General features: G+C 39.5%; 17 protein-coding genes. 4 read left to right on the forward strand and 13 right to left on the reverse strand.

The annotated features are described in order from the left end of the window. Positions 1-11: 11 nt before the first annotated feature. The 8 genes from RAH45_RS06755 to RAH45_RS06790 all read right to left on the reverse strand — a co-directional run bounded on the left by RAH45_RS06755 (position 12) and on the right by RAH45_RS06790 (position 6,956). A complete protein-coding gene (locus RAH45_RS06755) occupies positions 12-485 on the reverse strand; it encodes a hypothetical protein (RefSeq protein WP_306495033.1) in 474 nt (157 codons plus the stop codon). 26 nt (positions 486-511) lie between these two features. Continuing rightward, the gene (locus RAH45_RS06760) at positions 512-1,858 is read right to left on the reverse strand and encodes a serpin family protein (RefSeq protein WP_306495034.1); all 1,347 of its coding nucleotides are present in this window, start codon (positions 1,856-1,858) and stop codon (positions 512-514) included. Positions 1,859-1,970: 112 nt separating this feature from the next. Continuing rightward, positions 1,971-2,441, reverse strand: a complete 471-nt coding sequence (locus RAH45_RS06765) for a DUF4825 domain-containing protein (protein ID WP_068405424.1) — start codon at positions 2,439-2,441, stop codon at positions 1,971-1,973. 48 nt (positions 2,442-2,489) lie between these two features. Beyond that, positions 2,490-3,884 carry a serpin family protein gene (locus RAH45_RS06770; RefSeq protein WP_306495035.1) on the reverse strand — a complete coding sequence of 465 codons (1,395 nt, stop codon included), beginning with the start codon at positions 3,882-3,884 and terminating at the stop codon, positions 2,490-2,492. Positions 3,885-4,002: 118 nt separating this feature from the next. Further along, complete coding sequence (locus tag RAH45_RS06775; RefSeq protein ID WP_306495036.1) at positions 4,003-4,479, reverse strand: hypothetical protein; 477 nt, start codon at positions 4,477-4,479, stop codon at positions 4,003-4,005. Between the two features lie 73 nt (positions 4,480-4,552). After that, entirely contained in the window at positions 4,553-5,086 is a 534-nt protein-coding gene (locus tag RAH45_RS06780; protein WP_306495037.1) for a hypothetical protein, read from the reverse strand. A 34-nt stretch (positions 5,087-5,120) separates the two neighbouring features. Then, entirely contained in the window at positions 5,121-5,639 is a 519-nt protein-coding gene (locus RAH45_RS06785; protein WP_306495038.1) for a hypothetical protein, read from the reverse strand. A gap of 15 nt (positions 5,640-5,654) precedes the next feature. Next, positions 5,655-6,956 carry a serpin family protein gene (locus RAH45_RS06790; protein ID WP_306495039.1) on the reverse strand — a complete coding sequence of 434 codons (1,302 nt, stop codon included), beginning with the start codon at positions 6,954-6,956 and terminating at the stop codon, positions 5,655-5,657. Between the two features lie 153 nt (positions 6,957-7,109). Here RAH45_RS06790 and RAH45_RS06795 point away from each other — a divergent pair, with 153 nt between their 5' ends. Together RAH45_RS06795 and RAH45_RS06800 are read left to right on the forward strand one after the other, a co-directional pair. Continuing rightward, complete coding sequence (locus RAH45_RS06795) at positions 7,110-7,619, forward strand: hypothetical protein (protein WP_296190240.1); 510 nt, start codon at positions 7,110-7,112, stop codon at positions 7,617-7,619. Positions 7,620-7,960: 341 nt separating this feature from the next. Then, positions 7,961-8,284 (forward strand): hypothetical protein, encoded by a 324-nt coding sequence (locus RAH45_RS06800; RefSeq protein WP_306495040.1) that lies wholly within the window; start codon positions 7,961-7,963, stop codon positions 8,282-8,284. Positions 8,285-8,374: 90 nt separating this feature from the next. Here the strand turns inward: RAH45_RS06800 and RAH45_RS06805 are convergent, their stop codons facing one another. From RAH45_RS06805 to RAH45_RS06825, 5 genes are all read right to left on the reverse strand, one after another. After that, positions 8,375-8,827, reverse strand: a complete 453-nt coding sequence (locus RAH45_RS06805) for a PH domain-containing protein (protein ID WP_296190235.1) — start codon at positions 8,825-8,827, stop codon at positions 8,375-8,377. 396 nt (positions 8,828-9,223) lie between these two features. Further along, the gene (locus tag RAH45_RS06810; protein WP_306495041.1) at positions 9,224-11,536 is read right to left on the reverse strand and encodes a DEAD/DEAH box helicase; all 2,313 of its coding nucleotides are present in this window, start codon (positions 11,534-11,536) and stop codon (positions 9,224-9,226) included. A 24-nt stretch (positions 11,537-11,560) separates the two neighbouring features. Continuing rightward, a complete protein-coding gene (locus RAH45_RS06815; protein WP_306495042.1) occupies positions 11,561-12,874 on the reverse strand; it encodes an ATP-binding protein in 1,314 nt (437 codons plus the stop codon). Between the two features lie 37 nt (positions 12,875-12,911). After that, complete coding sequence (locus RAH45_RS06820) at positions 12,912-15,377, reverse strand: tellurite resistance TerB family protein (RefSeq protein ID WP_306495043.1); 2,466 nt, start codon at positions 15,375-15,377, stop codon at positions 12,912-12,914. Between the two features lie 52 nt (positions 15,378-15,429). Further along, entirely contained in the window at positions 15,430-16,296 is an 867-nt protein-coding gene (locus tag RAH45_RS06825; protein WP_306495044.1) for an exonuclease domain-containing protein, read from the reverse strand. A gap of 860 nt (positions 16,297-17,156) precedes the next feature. On the opposite strand from RAH45_RS06825, the gene RAH45_RS06830 reads away from it, so the two are divergent. Continuing rightward, complete coding sequence (locus RAH45_RS06830; RefSeq protein WP_306495045.1) at positions 17,157-18,008, forward strand: thermonuclease family protein; 852 nt, start codon at positions 17,157-17,159, stop codon at positions 18,006-18,008. Further along, positions 17,981-18,379: a hypothetical protein gene (locus RAH45_RS06835; RefSeq protein WP_306495046.1), complete on the forward strand. Its 399-nt coding sequence runs from the start codon at positions 17,981-17,983 to the stop codon at positions 18,377-18,379. Before RAH45_RS06830 ends, RAH45_RS06835 begins: the two co-directional genes overlap by 28 nt. Positions 18,380-18,402 lie beyond the last annotated feature (23 nt).

Here is an 18,402-nt window from a genome sequence, read left to right on the forward strand (position 1 = left end):
GCATTCCATTTTTAGGCCACAAACCATACCTTATTTAATTGGCACTTAGAGTGAGGTTTAATACGCTTGTCATTAAGCGTGCCACTAAAACCACCAAAACGATAATCTTGACCAATCTTATATTGGTCATAGGCGCTGATTTGATGAAAAAGAATGCCAGCATTGATGCTGGTCGTGTTTTCTGGAAATACTAAAGCACTTTTAATTACCGCCTCGTTTTTATAGTTGTCATGTTTAATGATTAAACAGCCGTTTTCGACCAATAAAGTGCCATCAGCGACTGTAATACCGCCATCTACTGAGCTTTCATAAAGCGGAGGACTATATTCTAAGATCTCTACTTTCTCCTCAATAGCTTTAGTCAGTACTTTTTCTTTTCCCTCAGATGATTTATCTACAGGCTCATTTTTAGCGGCACAGCCTGAAAACAATAAAGTCATCACAACAGCCAAGCAACTTAACGTAATCAACTGAAAACGCTGCATATTTAATCGCTCCAAAATAGATATTGCTAAGGCTTATTCACCTGACCTAAAAACAATATCGCATCGGTCTTATTATCTTTAATCATAAACATAAATGGATGATCGGCTTTAAATTCCACAGGATAAGACATACCAACGTACATACCTACAGCACCGGCGGCGGCTGCCGCCTCGGTTCCTTTTTCATCGACGGTGACCACCGCTTGATGATAAACCTCATCGAGCTTTATCGGTGTACCATCAGCATATAAGTTAAATTCAGCCCCATTATTAAACGCTTTTGGCATACCCATATCAGCGAGCAACGTTTTCATCTGATAACGCGCATCTAATTTAAACTTTGGCAGTTGAAGGTCCACCTCTTGTCTTACTAAGCCTGAACGCCATTGCTTAATCTTAGTTGCACTTAAACTCTTAGTTAATTGCTGCATAGCAAGTTTATGATTGAATTTGGGTAATACTACGAGCATAGATAGGTCATCGCCTTTGTAAGGCAATTGCACGACCTGTATATGTTTGTCCTCATAATAACTAAAATAAGACTGTTGCTGCATCATCTGGACGGTAGAGGCTCTGCCGATAGCATTATAAAAAGGCTGGGCACTGGTTCTTTCAGCTGTAAAAGGCAGGGTCCAATCGCCCTTGAAATAGACGGCGTTGGTTAGTACCACGGCAGTATCAGATTTAATACTGCCCTTAGGTAGTAATTCAGGAATCATTTGCTTGGTTTTCTCAACAATTTTTTTATTAATGGTCTGACGTGCAGAATCAGGACTGCCTTCAAAATCAAGAGCGGTCACTTGGCCGCTGTAATAACGTTGCACGGTGTCTATGTAAGATTTAGTGGGTGTTAACCCTTGTTGCATCCATAAGTCATTGACCGTGGCAAGCTTGTAGTCGGGATTGGGTTTATTAAATTGATTATAGAGTGCTGCACTATTAGGGTTGAGGATAGCTGGTGCTGGATAATGAAACGTCTTTTGGATTTGCGCTTTCGTTTCCCCTTCGGCTGCGGCATAGAGCATGGCCATCGCAGTAGATAAGCTGTACGGTGAGAAAAATACATTTTTATCTGCTTGGTCAGGTTGCCCATTTATCTGCTGGTACATATCAAAGGCGAATTGGTTATTGGCAGTGACGACTTCAGCTATACCCTCTGATGTCGAGATCAAAGCCTTTACCTCAGTCGGAGGCGCTTGATGGTTAATGGTTGGCTGATTAGGAGTAACCATGCCTGTAACAGCACCCGTTCTATTATTTTTTATGGCGTTGTCACAGCCACTAACACCCAACACTAAGCTGGTAATAGCTAAGGCACTGATAACACGATTATGGGCTGCATATCTAAAATAGCGAAGTGGGTCATTTTGCATATCAGGCTCAACAATAAATTATAATTATAAGAATATCCAAGGCTCAGTAGTGACTGTAATAGCCACACTTTCAGCTGCTGTATAGGGAGCCGCACATATATATTTGGCGGTTTTAGAATAACTGATTTACTCTGTATTCATCATCCCAGTTGTTTTGTATTAACGTTTTTAGCTCCTTTTTACTTTGTAATTTGCTGAAATCTTCCCCGTACCACTCTATTAGAGCGTCCTTTGTTATCTTGTATTCTTGATGATCAAAATTAAACGTTATCCATTCTACATTCTGAATCAACGCAAATAAGTAAGTGGCGTTGTATACCACTGTCTTTTTATGACTCTTTTCTGACTCTGACCCATCATAATTTAAGATAATCCCATAGGGTGTCTCTTTCGTTTTGAGCTCGAGGCCCTTGAAGTTATCTGATTGCATAGAGTGGTTGACAATATTTATGACTGCACTATTATCACCAACATAGGCATTCTTGTATTGAAACACATCTTCTTCATTGGTCTTCGTATTACATCCACTAGCGACTGAAATCACCAACAGTGAACACGATAATAATTTAAGCCTTTTTTTCATAATGTCTCATCAACAGTCAGTTAAGTCTTAGTGCCGTCATTCGCTATTTTAAGGTTTGTTCACTTGCCCTAAAAACAATATCGCATCGGTTTTATTGTCTTTAATTATAAACATAAACGGATGATCGGCTGTAAACTCAACTGGCTGATCTATAGGAGCAGAAGCTTCCGTTGCTACAATGGCTGTTGCTGCTGCCGCCTCTGTCCCTTTCTCATCGACGATGACCACTGCCTGATGATAAACATCATCAACTTTTATCGCTAGCGGCTCATCAAATAGTTTGAATTTAGCTTTGCTTTGAAAGGCGCTTGGCATACCCATATCTGAAAGCAAACCTTTCATATCATAACGCTCTGCAAGCTTAAACTTTGGTAAGGAAAGATTCACTTCTTGAGCGACTAAATCTTTATTCCACTTTTTAATCTTATCAGCGCTCAAATCACGCACCAGCTGCTGCATTGCAGCTTTGCCTTTTGATTTGGGTAATACCACTAACATGGATAAGTCATCGCCCTTGTAAGGCAATTGCACAACCTGCACTTGCTTGTCCTCGATATAACCGAAATCAGTCTGCATATTCATCATTTTGACATCAGAGGGTTCGCCTGTGAGGGGATAAAAAGGCTGCTCAGAGGTGCTATTTGCCTCAAAAGGCATTTTCCAGTCGCCCTTAAAGTAAACCGCGTTGGTTAATACTGCGACAACGCTAGATGGAATGCTTCCCTTTGGTAGTAACTCAGGAATCATCTGATTGGTATGCTGAGCAATTTTTTTATTAATAATGAGCCGCGAAGGCTCAGGACTGCCGTTAAAATCAAGATTGGTCACTTGACCACCATAATAGCGTTGAACGGTGTCGACGTAGGACTTGTTAGGCGTTAGCCCTTGTTGCATCCATAAATCATTGACTGTGGCGAGCTTATAATCAGGATTGGGTTTATTAAATTGATTATAGAGCGCGGCGCTATTAGGGTTTAGAGTATCCATCGACGGATAATAAAAGGTCTTTTGAATTTGCGCTTTCGTTTCCCCTTCTGCTGCGGTATAGAGCATGGCCATCGCCGTAGACAGACTATAGGGCGAGAAAAACACGTTGTCATCTGCTTGCTCAGTCTGCCCATTTATCTTCTGATACATAGCAACGGCAAACTGGTTATTGGCATTGATGACTTGTGTGATGCCATCAGAGGTTGATGCGCCATCATCAGCCGCAATAAAGCCATCTTTGCTAACAGCCTTATAATCAGAGTTATTTTTATTCTTATCTGACAAGGATGGGTTGTCTAAGTTTGGTGCGGTATTGGTTACTGTGTCAGTAGGTTTAGACTCTTTGATGGTGCTATCACAGCCACTGACAATCAATAACAGGCTGCTGACCGCCAATGCACTCATCAAACACTTATATTTTGAATTTTTGATAAAACGGTACTGATTATTTTGCATAGCTGACTCACTACTTATTCACAATTGAGATGATGCCATTCTAGTATCATCTCTATACAACCGTTTAGGGTATTTTGGTAAGCGTACCGATCTACTCTCAATCTGCTTTATGCGTTTGCTAATCGAAAAAAGTACCTATAAATGCAACCGTTGGGGTTAAGCATTTTTTATCGCCCTGTTTTTCAAACTCAGCACCTCCTGGCGTATTAGGGTGATAAGGCCAGTAGGCGCCATTCGTCTTTATATAATCGCCCATTTTAAATACCCGACCATTGAGATTTAGTGTCTTGGTCGCTTCATCCCATTTCACGATACCTTTTGGAAACTCAGGGAACATCGCGGTAGTAAATTTACGATCACTGCCTATTAAATAAAGACAGTGATCTCTCCATACGAAATTACCCCTTACTATTGCAGCAGCTTGAGACTGATGAATGGGGTCAACATAATAAGTAAAAATGCTTGTTTTTGGCTCAGGCTCTACGAGTTCTGGAATAGGTTTTATCGCTGCCATTGGTTCAGGTGGGGTTGCTACAGGGGTTGTCGTACAACCGACGACCACTAGGCTTGTTAAAATCAAAAATGCTTTTCTCATCTGTGCGCTCCAGTTTTGAAAGAAAACTCGTATTTTGAATGTAAGCAGTGGAAACAGCTTCTGCACCTATTTTTTAGTAGGTATCCAACTTCCTTTTAATCTCTTCAGAGACTTCCATTATATCGGCATCGATAGCCATTCCTATTTTGGTCAGACAAGCAGCATCTCCTTGTGTCGCAAACTCAAGATTTGTCGTTGGTGTTGCTACGCCCCCAGTAAATATCTTCTCACCTAATTTAATTTTGATGCCTTTCAATACAATAATTTTTTCCTCTTCTAAATAAGCAACACTATGCGGAGGAAACAAGGGCGTCATATATTTATCTTTGGCGACTTGCAACATAAGACAACTATCTTTAATAACGAATTTGCCACTTACGATGCCTGGAATTTGACCGCCCGTAGATAGATAACTAAATATGTCGGATAGGGATTTATTAGAGTCTCGTTTTGGAGAATCTGAGGGACTTTTACTAATAATGGCAGTTCTGTCTTCTATTGGTGTTACTTGATAGGATTTTAAGGTAGTACAACCAAATAAAACCGGAAGTATAAAAACTCCAAGAGCGGTTAATGATAAGCCATTTTTTAATTTTAAATTATTCATTAAGTTGTCTCGTCGCTTAGTTTTATCAGAACTTTTATAGAGTTTTTCTAGCCGCCTGACCACGCGGTAAACCCGATAACATGGTCATCTCTTTGACATCACAGCGACTTGGCGCTTGACTAACGAAGCCTTCTTTGGCATATCTTTCTCGATGCCAAGGTGCAAGAATAAACCCACCGCTTTCTATGATGTCGCCCACCTCATAAACCACATTAAAATATTTGAGCGTTTTATTCTTGTCATCCCAACTTGCTTGACCATTCGGTAGAAAAGGAATGGTTTTATTTGGTCCATAATAGAGATAAACACAGCCCTCCTCATAGGCGAGTCGTACGTTCACCTCGTCCATAACATCAATCTTATCAAGGTCAGAAAACTCAAAAGGATAGGTATAAAACAAGCTCTCACTACTCCATGAGGGGTAATGTAATAGCGGCTCTAAGTGTTGCTCTACCTTAATGGTTTGACTCAAATCAGGCTGTGGTGCTGATAGGCTTTCGCAAGCAGCCAGTAGCATTGCTAAGGGTATCAGCATCATTTTTATGGTCATCATTTTTGCATCCTCAAGCTATAGCTTATTCACCTGACCTAAGAACAATATCGCATCGGTTTTATTGTCTTTAATCATAAACATAAAGGGACGATTGGCATTAAACTCAACGTCATAATTAGCTGAGACGACTACTGGCACTATACTTGTAGCAGCTGCCGCCACTGTACCTTTTTCATCAACCTCAACCACCGCCTTATGAATGATAGAATCCACTACTAACGGCAATTTATTATTGAATAGACTGAAATCAGCGCGACTATCAAAAGCGATTGGCATTCCCATCTCAGCCAGTAGCTCATCCATTTTATAATCTTGTTCCATTTTAAACTTAGGCAGCTGCAGGTCGACTGCTTTGATTTTCATATTGTGAGTCCACTGACCAATTTGATCGGCACTCAAATTCTTAACCAACGCCTGCATAGCTAACTTGCCCTTTGACTGAGGCAAGATAACGATCATGGACAAGTCATCACCCTTATAAGGCAGATTAAGCACTTTAGCCTTTTCATCTTCTGTATAGCCAAAATTTGCTGTTTTAGTCATCATCTTGACTGCGCTATCGTTACCATCATAATCAATAAAATCACTCTTATAACTTCCTGCGAACGCTGACTTCCAATCTCCTTTGAAATAAACGGCATTCGTTAGTACAGCAGCGGTAGATGACTTGATACTCCCTTCTGGCAGTAGTTCAGGAATCATCTGCTTGGTATGATTAGCGATGGTTTTATTGATGGTCTGACGTGATGGCTCGGGACGGCTCGCAAAATCAAGATTGGTGACTTGACCGCCATAATAGCGTTTTACGGTATCCAAATAGGTTTGATTGGGACTCAAACCTTGACGCATCCATAAGTCATTAACCGTGCTCAAGTCATAATTTGGATTGGGCTTATTGAATTGATTGTAGAGTGCTGCACTATTGGGATTAAGGATAGCTGGCGTTGGATAATGAAAGGTCTTTTGGATTTGCTGCTTTGTTTCACCCTCTGCTGCGGCATAGAGCATGGCCATCGCTGTAGACAAGCTGTAGGGTGAGAAAAACATGTTGTTCTCTGCTTGTTTAGCTTGCTTATTTATCTGCTGATACAGATCAATAGCGAATTGATTGTTGGCAGTGACGACTTGTTTGACACCTTCAGGCGTTGAAGCAGAGTCGTCAGCAGCCGTATAACTCTTATCAGTCTTTGGGGTCGAAGGGGTGTCAGTCTTGCTGACTATGGGTTTGCTATCTGCCTGTTTTATCGGTTGATTATCAACCAAGCTATTATTACAACCAGCGATTGCCAGTAAACTGCCTAAAGCAAGCGTACCCATGCTGAACTTCATTATTGGCTTTTTATAAATGTATTGGTTATGATTTTTCACGGCATTGTACCCTCTTATAATTCGAATGATGTCCTGATTATATACAAGGGTTTAGACTGATTTAGTAAACATATGCTAATAAATTTAAGGGTAATAATTCAAATGAATACAGTATATAAGGACAGCTATAAGCTTAAAACATGCTCAATCGTATTTGTAGCAATCTTAATGTCAGGTTGTATGACACCTTCAAAAAACACGATCAATAAGACCGCTAGTGAGAATAAAGTCCTGAAGACTGAAATAGAGGATATCTCGAATATATTAACACCGACATATGCAGATATATTTACATACCCTTTTGATCCTGAGGAACCCCAGTTAGATATGGGGGTCGGTGGACGATTGGTTGTAATAGAGGGTTGTTTATTAATAGAGTCAAGTGATGGCATGTTTTCTACGCCTATACTGCCTGAAGGAGTGACCTATTGGGATAAAGATAAAGGCATTGTCTATATTTATGACAGAGGCTTTTTAATAGGTAATATTATTCGTTCAAATGGTGTTGCTTTAGATAGTCAGTTTCAAAAAGTACAAAATATTTTCATATCAAAAGCGAAGCCCTCATGCCTCAAACGTCATTCAATATTGTTTGGTACTAAATTTGACTAGCAGTCAAATTAGCTTGAAAGGTCAATTATAAAGAGAGTGTGCTGTAAATAAGCTAGGCAGTTAAAGTGCTTTGCAATGTATGAGGGATTCAGAGACTCACTTCAAGTTTATACTGGAGAATTAGAAGTATAATCTATTGATATAAATAATGATTGAGTCATTCTAACCAAGAAGGAATCAGTAAGAATTGTGCTAATATTGCTACTTTGACAGTATGACGGGTTTTCTCATTTTATAATGAAAACCCCCCTTAAATCCAAAAGTGAGAAGAATGAATGAACGCCCATCTTGATTTGACAGTGTATGAACGGAGTCTGATTGATAATAGTGTGAGGATTGCGATGAAAGAAAACGATAAGAGTAGCATGGGATCCACGGATGAACTCATTAAAAAATATCACCAAGACAGTAATTTAGGACTCTTTGAATTACGTTCAAAAATCAAGACACATGATTTGGGTAAGTATAAAAATCTATCACTAAATGATCTCAAGTTGATTACAAACTGTCTAACCCTATGGGATGATTTTACTTATCAAAAAAGCTTAGAGGAAACAGAGAAACATAAAGTAGAGTACTACAAGGACTGCGAATTGCAAATGAGCGCACTACGCGAAAAGCTAAGTGCCATTGAATTGCATACCATGTATAGCGGCATGTTATAAATAGTAAACCCTCACCTATGCTGCTCATTTTTTATCAAGGTTATATCTAACACTGCTGTTCGATGCTTTTTAAACGCATCGAACTATTAGCTAATTCCTTATCAAGCCATCATCACCATCGGTCTCTAATGCAGGAACACGTTCTTGTATTGCATGATAAAACCCCTCTTTGTCTTTTGGTGATATCACTATACTCCCCCCTTCATATCTTATCTCAATTCGATCTAAAGATAGGGCTGGAGCAGACAACATACTGTTGGTAGGAATGATATAGATAATGTCTTTCAATGGGATGCTCTGAGTAGAAAAACCATTCTTCACAAACAGTTCGTCATCTGACAAACTGTACTTTACGTTGAAAAATATTAACAAGAGCAATATTGCACCTGGCATGGTAAAAAGACTAATAAACAGTATTCTTTTGATAGAACTATTGTTATACATCCATTCCCATACAGGTACCAAAATGAGTAGTAAGCTAGAACCTAATATTAAAAACGCTAACCAGAAATCGATCTTTGATGTAAATACAGCATTTACCATAATTTTTTTAGTAAAAAGCCCTTAGTTAATGTTTATATTCGGAAAGCTGGCTTCATGTACACCTAGAAGGAAACTGCCACAATTTTAATAGCTGTATCTACTGGTGTATATAGTGCATAGTTGAATATTCAAGTTTTCCCTAAGGAACCTAAATCACTGAATGAGGTAATAATTATTAAGGTGCCTTAATTGGAGTGACTTTCCTATACAGGCATAGAACTACTAGTACCTTATGTAAAGTTAATGACTATGAGATATACAGCATTGGTCATTATTATCAAGTTCTGTGATTAAAATTTCCCAAGTTAGTTTCTACAGGATTATCAGCATAGCTTAGTTTCATCGAAGTATATTTTATTAAAATGGGTAGCTAAAAAACTTACTATCAAACTCACATCATAATCCTAAGTCTGTTTTTTTGAAGTCCTCCAGCCACTTTTTCAACCCAATAATATCAAACGCTTGTGCACCGTAACCAATATTGAGCAAATCATCAGGTAAGTACTCATCAAACTTTTCGGTCATCTTAAAAGGTACAGTTTCAGCAAGCTCAGTTGCTGTAGGTAATACCTGATTGGCAAGCTTCTGTAAAAATTGACAAACCTGAACCGAATCAATCTTATTAACACAAATAACACCTGCATATGCTTCAACAGTGAAGTCATCTCGTATAAGCAACGCCGTTAAGGTATTTACAATTTTATCTCCACGCCACATAAATATATAACTATTTCCATCTTTGTCTACAACAGGCTGATTACTTAAATCATACCTATTAAAAGTATCAATACTTTCTGAAAATAATTGTCTTGCCGTTTTATCAGCAAAATCTAAATGTTGCTCACCAACTCGAATACGGTAATCACCGTTACTTAATACCTCATACATCTCTTGGCGTACTCGGTCATGTATCGACATACTACCGCCACCAAAAGCTGGAGGCTTGCCACCACCTTTGACAGAGATAACATCAACTACTTTTTTATCCATGTCAATATTTTTGACTTGCCAGCGTTTACCCCCAAAAATAATATATTGCTCAGGTAACAACATGGTCTCAATTGGTAAAGTGCCAAGCGTTCTACTACCCGTCACAATTCGATATTCTTCTGGGGTTTTAAAAACTGCATAGAAAGTATAATGACTAACAACACGTTCACCGACAATACCTAACACCAATTGATTATTACCAAGCTGAGTAAGTAGCTGCAACTCTCCCATTTGGCTAAGTAAAGACTTAAAGTGCGCTGGTTGTATTTGTTGAAAGGGTCCTTGTCTACATAATAGTATATAAAGCTGGTCAGCACGAATACCGCCCCATTGACCGATAGTCGCTAGCACCTGATGCAATAGCGTTGAGAAGTGATATAACGACGTATCGGCCGGCTCAAACCACTTATCGACAATCAGCAGTCTTATCATTGCGAATGACTGGATTAATTCAAGACGTAGCTTGTCAATGAGACTGGTATCTTTATCAATCTCTTTTTCAGTAATCAACATTCTAAGTACTGCCGAACCACCACGCCTACCCGAACGCCCAAGCCGTTGCCTAAGACTAGCTACAGAGTGCGGAGCCGTCACTTGCACCACCGTATCAACTTTACCAATATCAATCCCTAGCTCTAAGGTCATAGTACACACAGCGGTAGTCGGCAACGCTTCTTTCTGTAATCGTGTTTCTAAGCTTTCTCTAAGCTCTTTTGACAAGGAGCCGTGATGAGGAAAGAACTCATTAGGAACGATATTATAATCACACAAATCACTAAGCTCTGTCGCTATCATCTCCGTACGTCTACGGCTATTAGCAAATATTAGATGACTACCGCCACGGCATAATCGGTACAAGTCCGAACAAACTTGCGCCTCGGCAGTATAAGGATACTGAATACCAATATTTTGAGAGTCAGAACTTGCAATATTATTCTTTTTAGAACCTGATTCAAGCGCTAATTGACTAGGCTCTATGTAACCTTTTACTTGTACTTTAATACTAGCCTTCGCCTCACCATCTTCAATAATGATGCAAGGTAGTGACTGATTAGGCCTTAATGACTGCGGTACGCTTTTTAGATCTCCCAACGTTGCACTCAGCGCTACTCTCGGAATAGGTGTATTTAAACGTTCAGTGACATGCTCAAGCCGCGTCAAAAGAGATAATAAATGCTGACCACGCTCGCTACCCAAAAAAGCATGAAACTCATCAATCACAATATATTTTAGGCTACTAAAAGCTTGTTTGACCCAACCTGCATCCCGAATCAATAAAGATTCAAGCGACTCAGGCGTAATCAAAATAATTCCTGATGGCGATTTTTTTTGTTTATTCTTTTTACTCCGTGGGCTATCGCCATGCCATGGCGTCACTTGCATATCAAGCAACTCTGCTAGACTCTCAAGCCTCCGATATTGATCATTAATTAGCGCTTTCAGTGGGCTGATATATAAAATACCTACTCCGTTGCCCTGCCCCTCTTTCTCATATCCACCTACATTCTGACCATCGTCTGACTTGACGAGAGCGCTACATGCTGGTAAAAAGAACGCTTCAGTTTTGCCAGCAGCAGTCGCCGCACTAATAAGTACGTCGGTTTTCCCAGATAAAATTGGTGCGATAGCCTTAGCCTGCACTTCACGCAATCCACTCCAACCTTGGTTAAATATCCAACGCTGTATACGGAAGTCGAGCTGGAGATGAGCATCTCTCAAAGGTAGTTTCTCATATTTAGTGCCTTATAACCTAAAATCGGCAAGTTCGTCTTCTTCATCCATACTACTCATATCAATATCTATATCAGAGGGCATTTCAGGGTCAATAGATACCGAGTTAATAAGTTGATCCCACGAAATAGCTGGATTTTGATCAATGACAGCCAACATATCCAAAAACGCTTTAATGGTATTGCGAGGCGTTCTAAAATAAGCATCACCTATCGTTTGACTACAATGCTGTAAAAAAGCTTGTAAGGATTCATCAGGTACTAGATATTCTGCTTCGTCACCACCTGCATAAACATGACGCAGGTTTTTCAGTAAAATATACAGCTCTTCTGGTGTGAGACTTGCTAAATGCAGTGCAGGCGACGAATAGTCGATCACACCTGCTTGCTTAGCAAAGCTATTATCTGCTAAGCGCGTTTGCAAGGCATCATAGCTATACAATCCTTTACGCGGATCAAGTAAGAACTCAGGCGTACCGCCTAACAAAAATCCTAGATGCTCAGCGGTACCTTGCAAACAGTCATTTAGAATACGCAGTATCTGCTCATAATTGGCTTGGCGTGCTTGTGTGCTATTAAGCTTATACAAGTTGACCATTTCATCAAGATTGACTAATAATCCTTGATAGCCGGCCTGCCGTACGAATAGACTCATGATTTTGAGTGCATCATAAAAAGACGCGTCAGATATGATAGTACGCACACCTAAATCGCGCCTTGCATCAGTCTTAGCTGAGTACTCTGCACGTAACCATCGAATCGCATTGACCTTTAACTCATCATTATCTTCTTCGTGACCTCGCCAATAAGCTTCAATAACTTTAGCAAAGTCGTAACCGCCAACCAATTCAGTCAACTCGGCTAATTTATGCTGGATAACATCGCTAATTGTCTCACCTGTACTATCCGCTTGTTTACGGGCTTCAGTAATAAAACGTTCGACTACACTGGCCAAACCATTACCATCCGGTTTATTACGAGTAGATAGATTACGCATAAGCTCAGAATATAAGTTTCTTGCTTGTCCTGACGATGCTTGAATACGTCTATCAGGTGATAAATCAGCATTAACAGTGACTAACTTACGCTCAAGCGCAATTGCCCTTACCACACTCAAAAAAAAGGTCTTACCTGAACCATACTCGCCAATAATAAGACGAAACGCCGAGCCACCATCAGCGACGCGCTCAATATCACTTATTAGCGCTCTAAGCTCATTGATACGTCCTACTTGGATGTGCTGTATACCAACTTTTGGTGTGACCCCTGCCTTAAGCGACTGAATGATAGCATCGCGCTCTTTTGCTCTAATTTTTTTACCGGTCATTATTTATCCTTGATAACTCTATTATTGGTTTTTATTTTTAGTACAATGCCTTTAATTCTTCGACAATCTCAAAGTCAATTATTACTTCATCATTTTCTTCTAATACTGGTGCATCGACATTATCATACGCCCAATCATTGATGGTCTCGATAGCACCATTTATCATCAAATTTAGCGACTCACACAGAACCTCAGCTTCTTCTCGTTGCCATATCTCTTTACTAATCAGTTGCTGATAAAGATGACTATGAATAGTATCTAAACCTTTAACAACAGACTCGTTAATCACATCAACTTCACTACAGTTATCTACCTGTTCATTTGGCTGTGACTCATAATCGCTTTCCATATCATCATCTACTGCAAAAATACTCGCCAGCATTGCTTTAGCATCGCCTGTCTCGCTTTCATACAAGGCTAATAACTCAGTATTAAAAATATACGTCTTACTATTATGATTGGAAATATCAGCGTTAGCACCCATACCTTGCTCATTACTATTCTTAAGCTGTGCCTCATTACTGAACGTTGGCGTTATCTTTTTAGCGCTAGTTAAGTGATGAATATCATTAACGACCGCATTTTTATCGAGCCCTAAGGCCTGATACAGCTTTTCAATTTGTTTGATTTGACTGGGTTCGACATTACCATTAGCTAAAGCAACGGAGATAATAAAGCGACTGATAAAGCTAATGTGCTTGTCATCAAGTACTGCTAGCTTTGCCTTTAGACCTGACATATTAGCAGGGCTATTTAAGCGCCATAACAGATAAGCCTTTAATGACGCTTTTTCAATAGTAGTAAGCTGAGTGTCTTGCTCAATAATCGCCAGTAACGTATCTACCTCTCTTTTATCAACATAGCCATTAATGGTTGCAACCATGGCACCCAATCTAAGTGCTAAACTGATTTGATGAAATGAGGTGCTCGGCTCAAAGTCTTGTCCATGACCGCTATCAAATAGAACCACATATCCATCTGGTTTAAAATTGGTCTGATGGTATCGCTGGTCTGGCACAATACCAAAGCCTGCGAACTCAGCTAAATTTGTAATAATCTCACTATGCCTTTTGGTTAATAATTTAGGTACTGCGTGCGACAACTCCTCATCCAAATATCCACATAGCTCTTTAACCGTCACCAGACCTTCATCATTTTGAATAACAGATTTTGCCCATGCTTTAAATTTTTGTATTACTGGGTATTTTTCTTGATAGCCTTGCTGCTGAATAAGCGCTTTTGGTAGTAATAAAATAGCATCTATATCTGTTTTATCATTACTATCACGACCTAAATAACGACTATAGGCGTCTAAAGCGTCATTACATTGTTCGGCAACAGTAATCAGTTTTTTGATAGGCGCTTTTAATATACTAGGATCTTGTAGATCATCAAGCGTCAGATCAACATAACCAATTGAGCGGCTGGCAGCGTTATAATTTAACGTTAGCTTGGTTTTATTGGGAGAAACGGTGAATCCATTTGGATAAGCTTCTTGATATAAAATATCGAACAGATCTTTGAATTCTGACTCACAGCGCCTTGCAGGCGTCCTAAAGTTATATTCATTAGAAAAAATGAGCCACTCCCATGCTAAAGTGGCAGGAATAGGCAGATTTAAGGTTACCGTTTTTGCTAATTGCATTTTAAAGGTTAGGTTGCGACTACTGGCGGGCGGCGGGGATACCTGGTGTGCTTGTAACCGTTCTTCAAATAGTGGCGAGCGCACAAGTGCCATAAATTCTAAAAAATGGACAGAATAGTTATGAAATGAGGACTGCTTGCCATAAATATTATGCAGACGAAAAGCTTCGTTATAAATAGCAATAAACTCATCATCAGACACATTGTCTATACTAATACTTTCAATGACTCTGCGCTCAAGCCCATTAAAGTAGATAAACACATAGCCGATGGGCGTATGGGGATTTGTACGATCAGACGCTAACCAGTCTAAATAAATACCACGACATAAAGCTGAAAGCTGTCCATAAGTTGGCCAGTAACCGAGCGACTCATCACTATAAATAGCTTTCGTACTACGGATAGCTGATGGTGGACTTACTGATAAACGCTCATCTATTAATGATGGCTCAGTACCATAGCCAGCTAAAGCCTCAAGCTGCCCGCCAAAATAAAAAAAACCTCGTTCAATAGTGCGATTATGAATGGTTATAGACTCATACTTGGTTACCCAGCGACCCTTTGTTTGATTGGAGGAGGTACTGTATTCCTTTGATCTCTCCGATGAGAGAATAAAAGTAGCAAGGCTGTCCACATTATCCAAGTCATCGCTGTCAACATGATTGTCATAAAAACTACTTTTATCAATACCATTGTCATGGTGCCTATTTGTACGGTTTTGATCATTATGACTAACTTGCGCCCCTGCAGATGGCTTTATATCAGGTGGCAAATCTATAAGATGAGTTTTCACCTCATTACTTTTTGCATCATACTTCTCTTTGAATAGCGCCACGACATTTTCGATAAAATTTTTCATTACCTATAAAACCCATTCTAAGAAAGTTAGATAAAAGAGGCGGACAGAACTACTAGAGTTTAAGCATTTTAAGAAAATCATGCTCTGTAATAATATTGATGTCGATACCTTCTGCAATCAGCGTCTCTGATTTACGCTGTTTACTACTTTTATCATGTCCATTCAATAATGTTAAGTCTGGTGTACCCACGACTAAATAGTTGAGCTTTTTAGACACACCAGCCTTGACATGAAAACCTTGCCTTGCTGCGATATCGGTAATTTCTACGCGTTTTATAGATAGCTCTCCTGTAAAACAAATATTTAACCCAAAAAACCGCCCTTCCTCATTACCTTCTATAGAGCGGTTTTGAGTAAAGCGCTGCGTACTATTACTATTTTTCAGATGAGATGGCTGATCTGTTAACCAATCCATGATTGAAGCATTATTTTCTCTAAGAATAGTCGTTGTCACAAACCCACACGCTTTAGCATCTTCTAGTGCATCATGATGATCAAAAGCATACCGCCATTCTTTACATACATTAGCAAGATTATATCCTGATGTACTAAACCGCTGGCAAGTGTCACGTACCATGACAGAGACATCCACCCATTGCCAAGACGGCAGTGGCAAATTATGATCTGATAAGCACTTCGTTATCGCTCTTTTATCAAAATTGGTATAACTAACCACAATATTGTTACCAACAAATTGAATGATATGGCCATAGATATCAAATATAGAAGGAGCATCTTTCACTTGCTTAGTATCGATACCATGAATATCTATATTTATTCGACTAAAGCTAGACTGTGGTCTGATAAGGATACAGTAGGTATCTATCAATTTACCTTTAATATACTTTGCCATACCTATTTGGCAAATAGAGCCGACGTCTGAGTTGGCAGTTTCTACATCAATAGCCACAAAATTCATTGTCTATCCTTGTTCAAATAGCGTGTAATATATGAATAATGATAAACTAAAATTGATATTTTTACCTACTTGATTGATAAATACTGAGGTAAGTTTAATCGCAATCAAACTCTCGTCTTGATAGTGAATAAAAAAAGTGTGAATTGAGATGAACATCTTCGATCAGACAGGGGCTAGCACATAATCTGTTGATAAACGTCTTTGCTGTCAAAGATAGCGTCTAAAGTAGCACTTAGAAAGTTGCCAAGCATTGCTTTGTCAGCTGTATTGTTAATAACCTGCTTTATGAAGGTTTAGCTTTCATTTACCCTATCCCAGATGGTTGGTGAATAATTAGCCAGATCAACATTAGTCCATATCAAACAGCTCATTTAATCATGCGACTATTTTAGATAGCCACTCCTATTTTTTATCTTCAGCATGTTCTTCCTTATTAACAAAAAACTTTAGTTTACTAATATTATCCTATTGTATTTTTAGGTTTTTCTAATATAACTTAGACCGGCGATAGTGCTTCATGATGATATTACTAAGATAGAGCTTTTCATCATCATTAAGCCTATCATGTAGCGTAGATTACAAGTCGCGAGCCTATAGGCTTGGCTTTTAAAGAGATTTATTATCATAATCAACAATCTGTGAAATGGATTCATACTGGCGGGTAAAAACGGTTAAGTTTTTCTTAAAGATTTCAAGTGCGCACTGTTAAACCTTTTAAACGTTCTCAGTATTGAAGTTTTTTATAAGTAGATGCTCAGTATTTTTTCTCATGCACAAAAACCTTAAATATCAATTCTAAACAGTTGCCGAAAAGTTACCAATCGTTTACAGTTGGGTAAATATTACTCTGGTGATTGGTCATGAGAAACTTAGTGGTTGTTGGTTTGGTATTAGCTCTTGCTGGGTGTGGTGGTTACGATGACATTGACGCTATGAGGGACGCCACTATGGGCTCTACTGGCGTCGTTGGTGGCAACAATGGCTCTAACAGTGGTAATACAACCAAATGCTATGAACCTAATGTGCTGAATGCCACTGGGACACGTGTTATCGATGGTGATACGGTAGAGGTTACTCAAGCATCAGGACAAAGCGAGCGTGTACGTTTATTAGGTATTGATGCACCAGAATCGGCACAAGAGTACGGAGCAGAAAGCACTACTGCCTTATCTCAGTGTGTAAGTAATGCGATTGTTTCTATCCATTGGACTGAAAGGGATAGGTATGATCGCCTGCTTGGCAAGGTCATTGCTAATAATGTTGACTGTAACTTGAATCAACTGCAGAAGGGTGCATCTTGGCATTACAAGGAATATCAGAGTAGCCAGACACCTTACGATCGCATTGAGTATGCCAATGCTGAGATTGTAGCTCGATTAAACGATAGAGGCTTGTGGGCAAATCGATATCCTATAAAGCCATCCGATTATCGAAGCGGCAAAAATAGCTCTGATCTCAACTTTAATAATGATCGCTTGCCATCAAAAGGTGCTAACAAGTGCTATAGCAAACCTAGTGCAGGCACGTCTAATGGTTCTGGCACTATTATTCCATTGCCACCTACTGGTGCCATCTGTAGCAACTTTATCAAGAAAACCTGTAGCCAGATAACAACATGCGTAGAAGCACAGCAGCAACTTGCCTGCGGTAATACGCAGATTGATGGCGATAAGGACGGTGTGCCATGCGAGTCTATATGCTCAGGTGGTTAATTAGCGTAGCTGTCTTATCGTTAGCTGCATGTACCCCTTCTAAAGATGACAGTTACGCTAGTCAATTTGTTTCTGGCTATGTTGCGGTGCATGAAATGTTCTGGTCCGCTGATCATGATACGCCCTATCCATTTACGACATCAGGTGAAATATCCTGTGTCTATTATCCAGAGTTTGGTATTGAGGTATATTTTGAACCTGTAGGCTATATTGACGAGTCCTCTATTGGTACTCCGCTTAATAAGGCTGCTGCTAAGGCGCTGAAGCGTGATGGCATGAAGCCTAATGTGCCATATAGCATTAAGGAAGGTGCTGACTTAAGTGAGGCTGTGGAGGTTGGATTGAGGGTTTGTGATGAGCAGATGAGATAGATTTGGTTGTAAAGAAGAACTGA

The organism is Psychrobacter sp. van23A (assembly GCF_030845275.1).
Classification (GTDB): Bacteria; Pseudomonadota; Gammaproteobacteria; order Pseudomonadales; family Moraxellaceae; genus Psychrobacter; species Psychrobacter faecalis.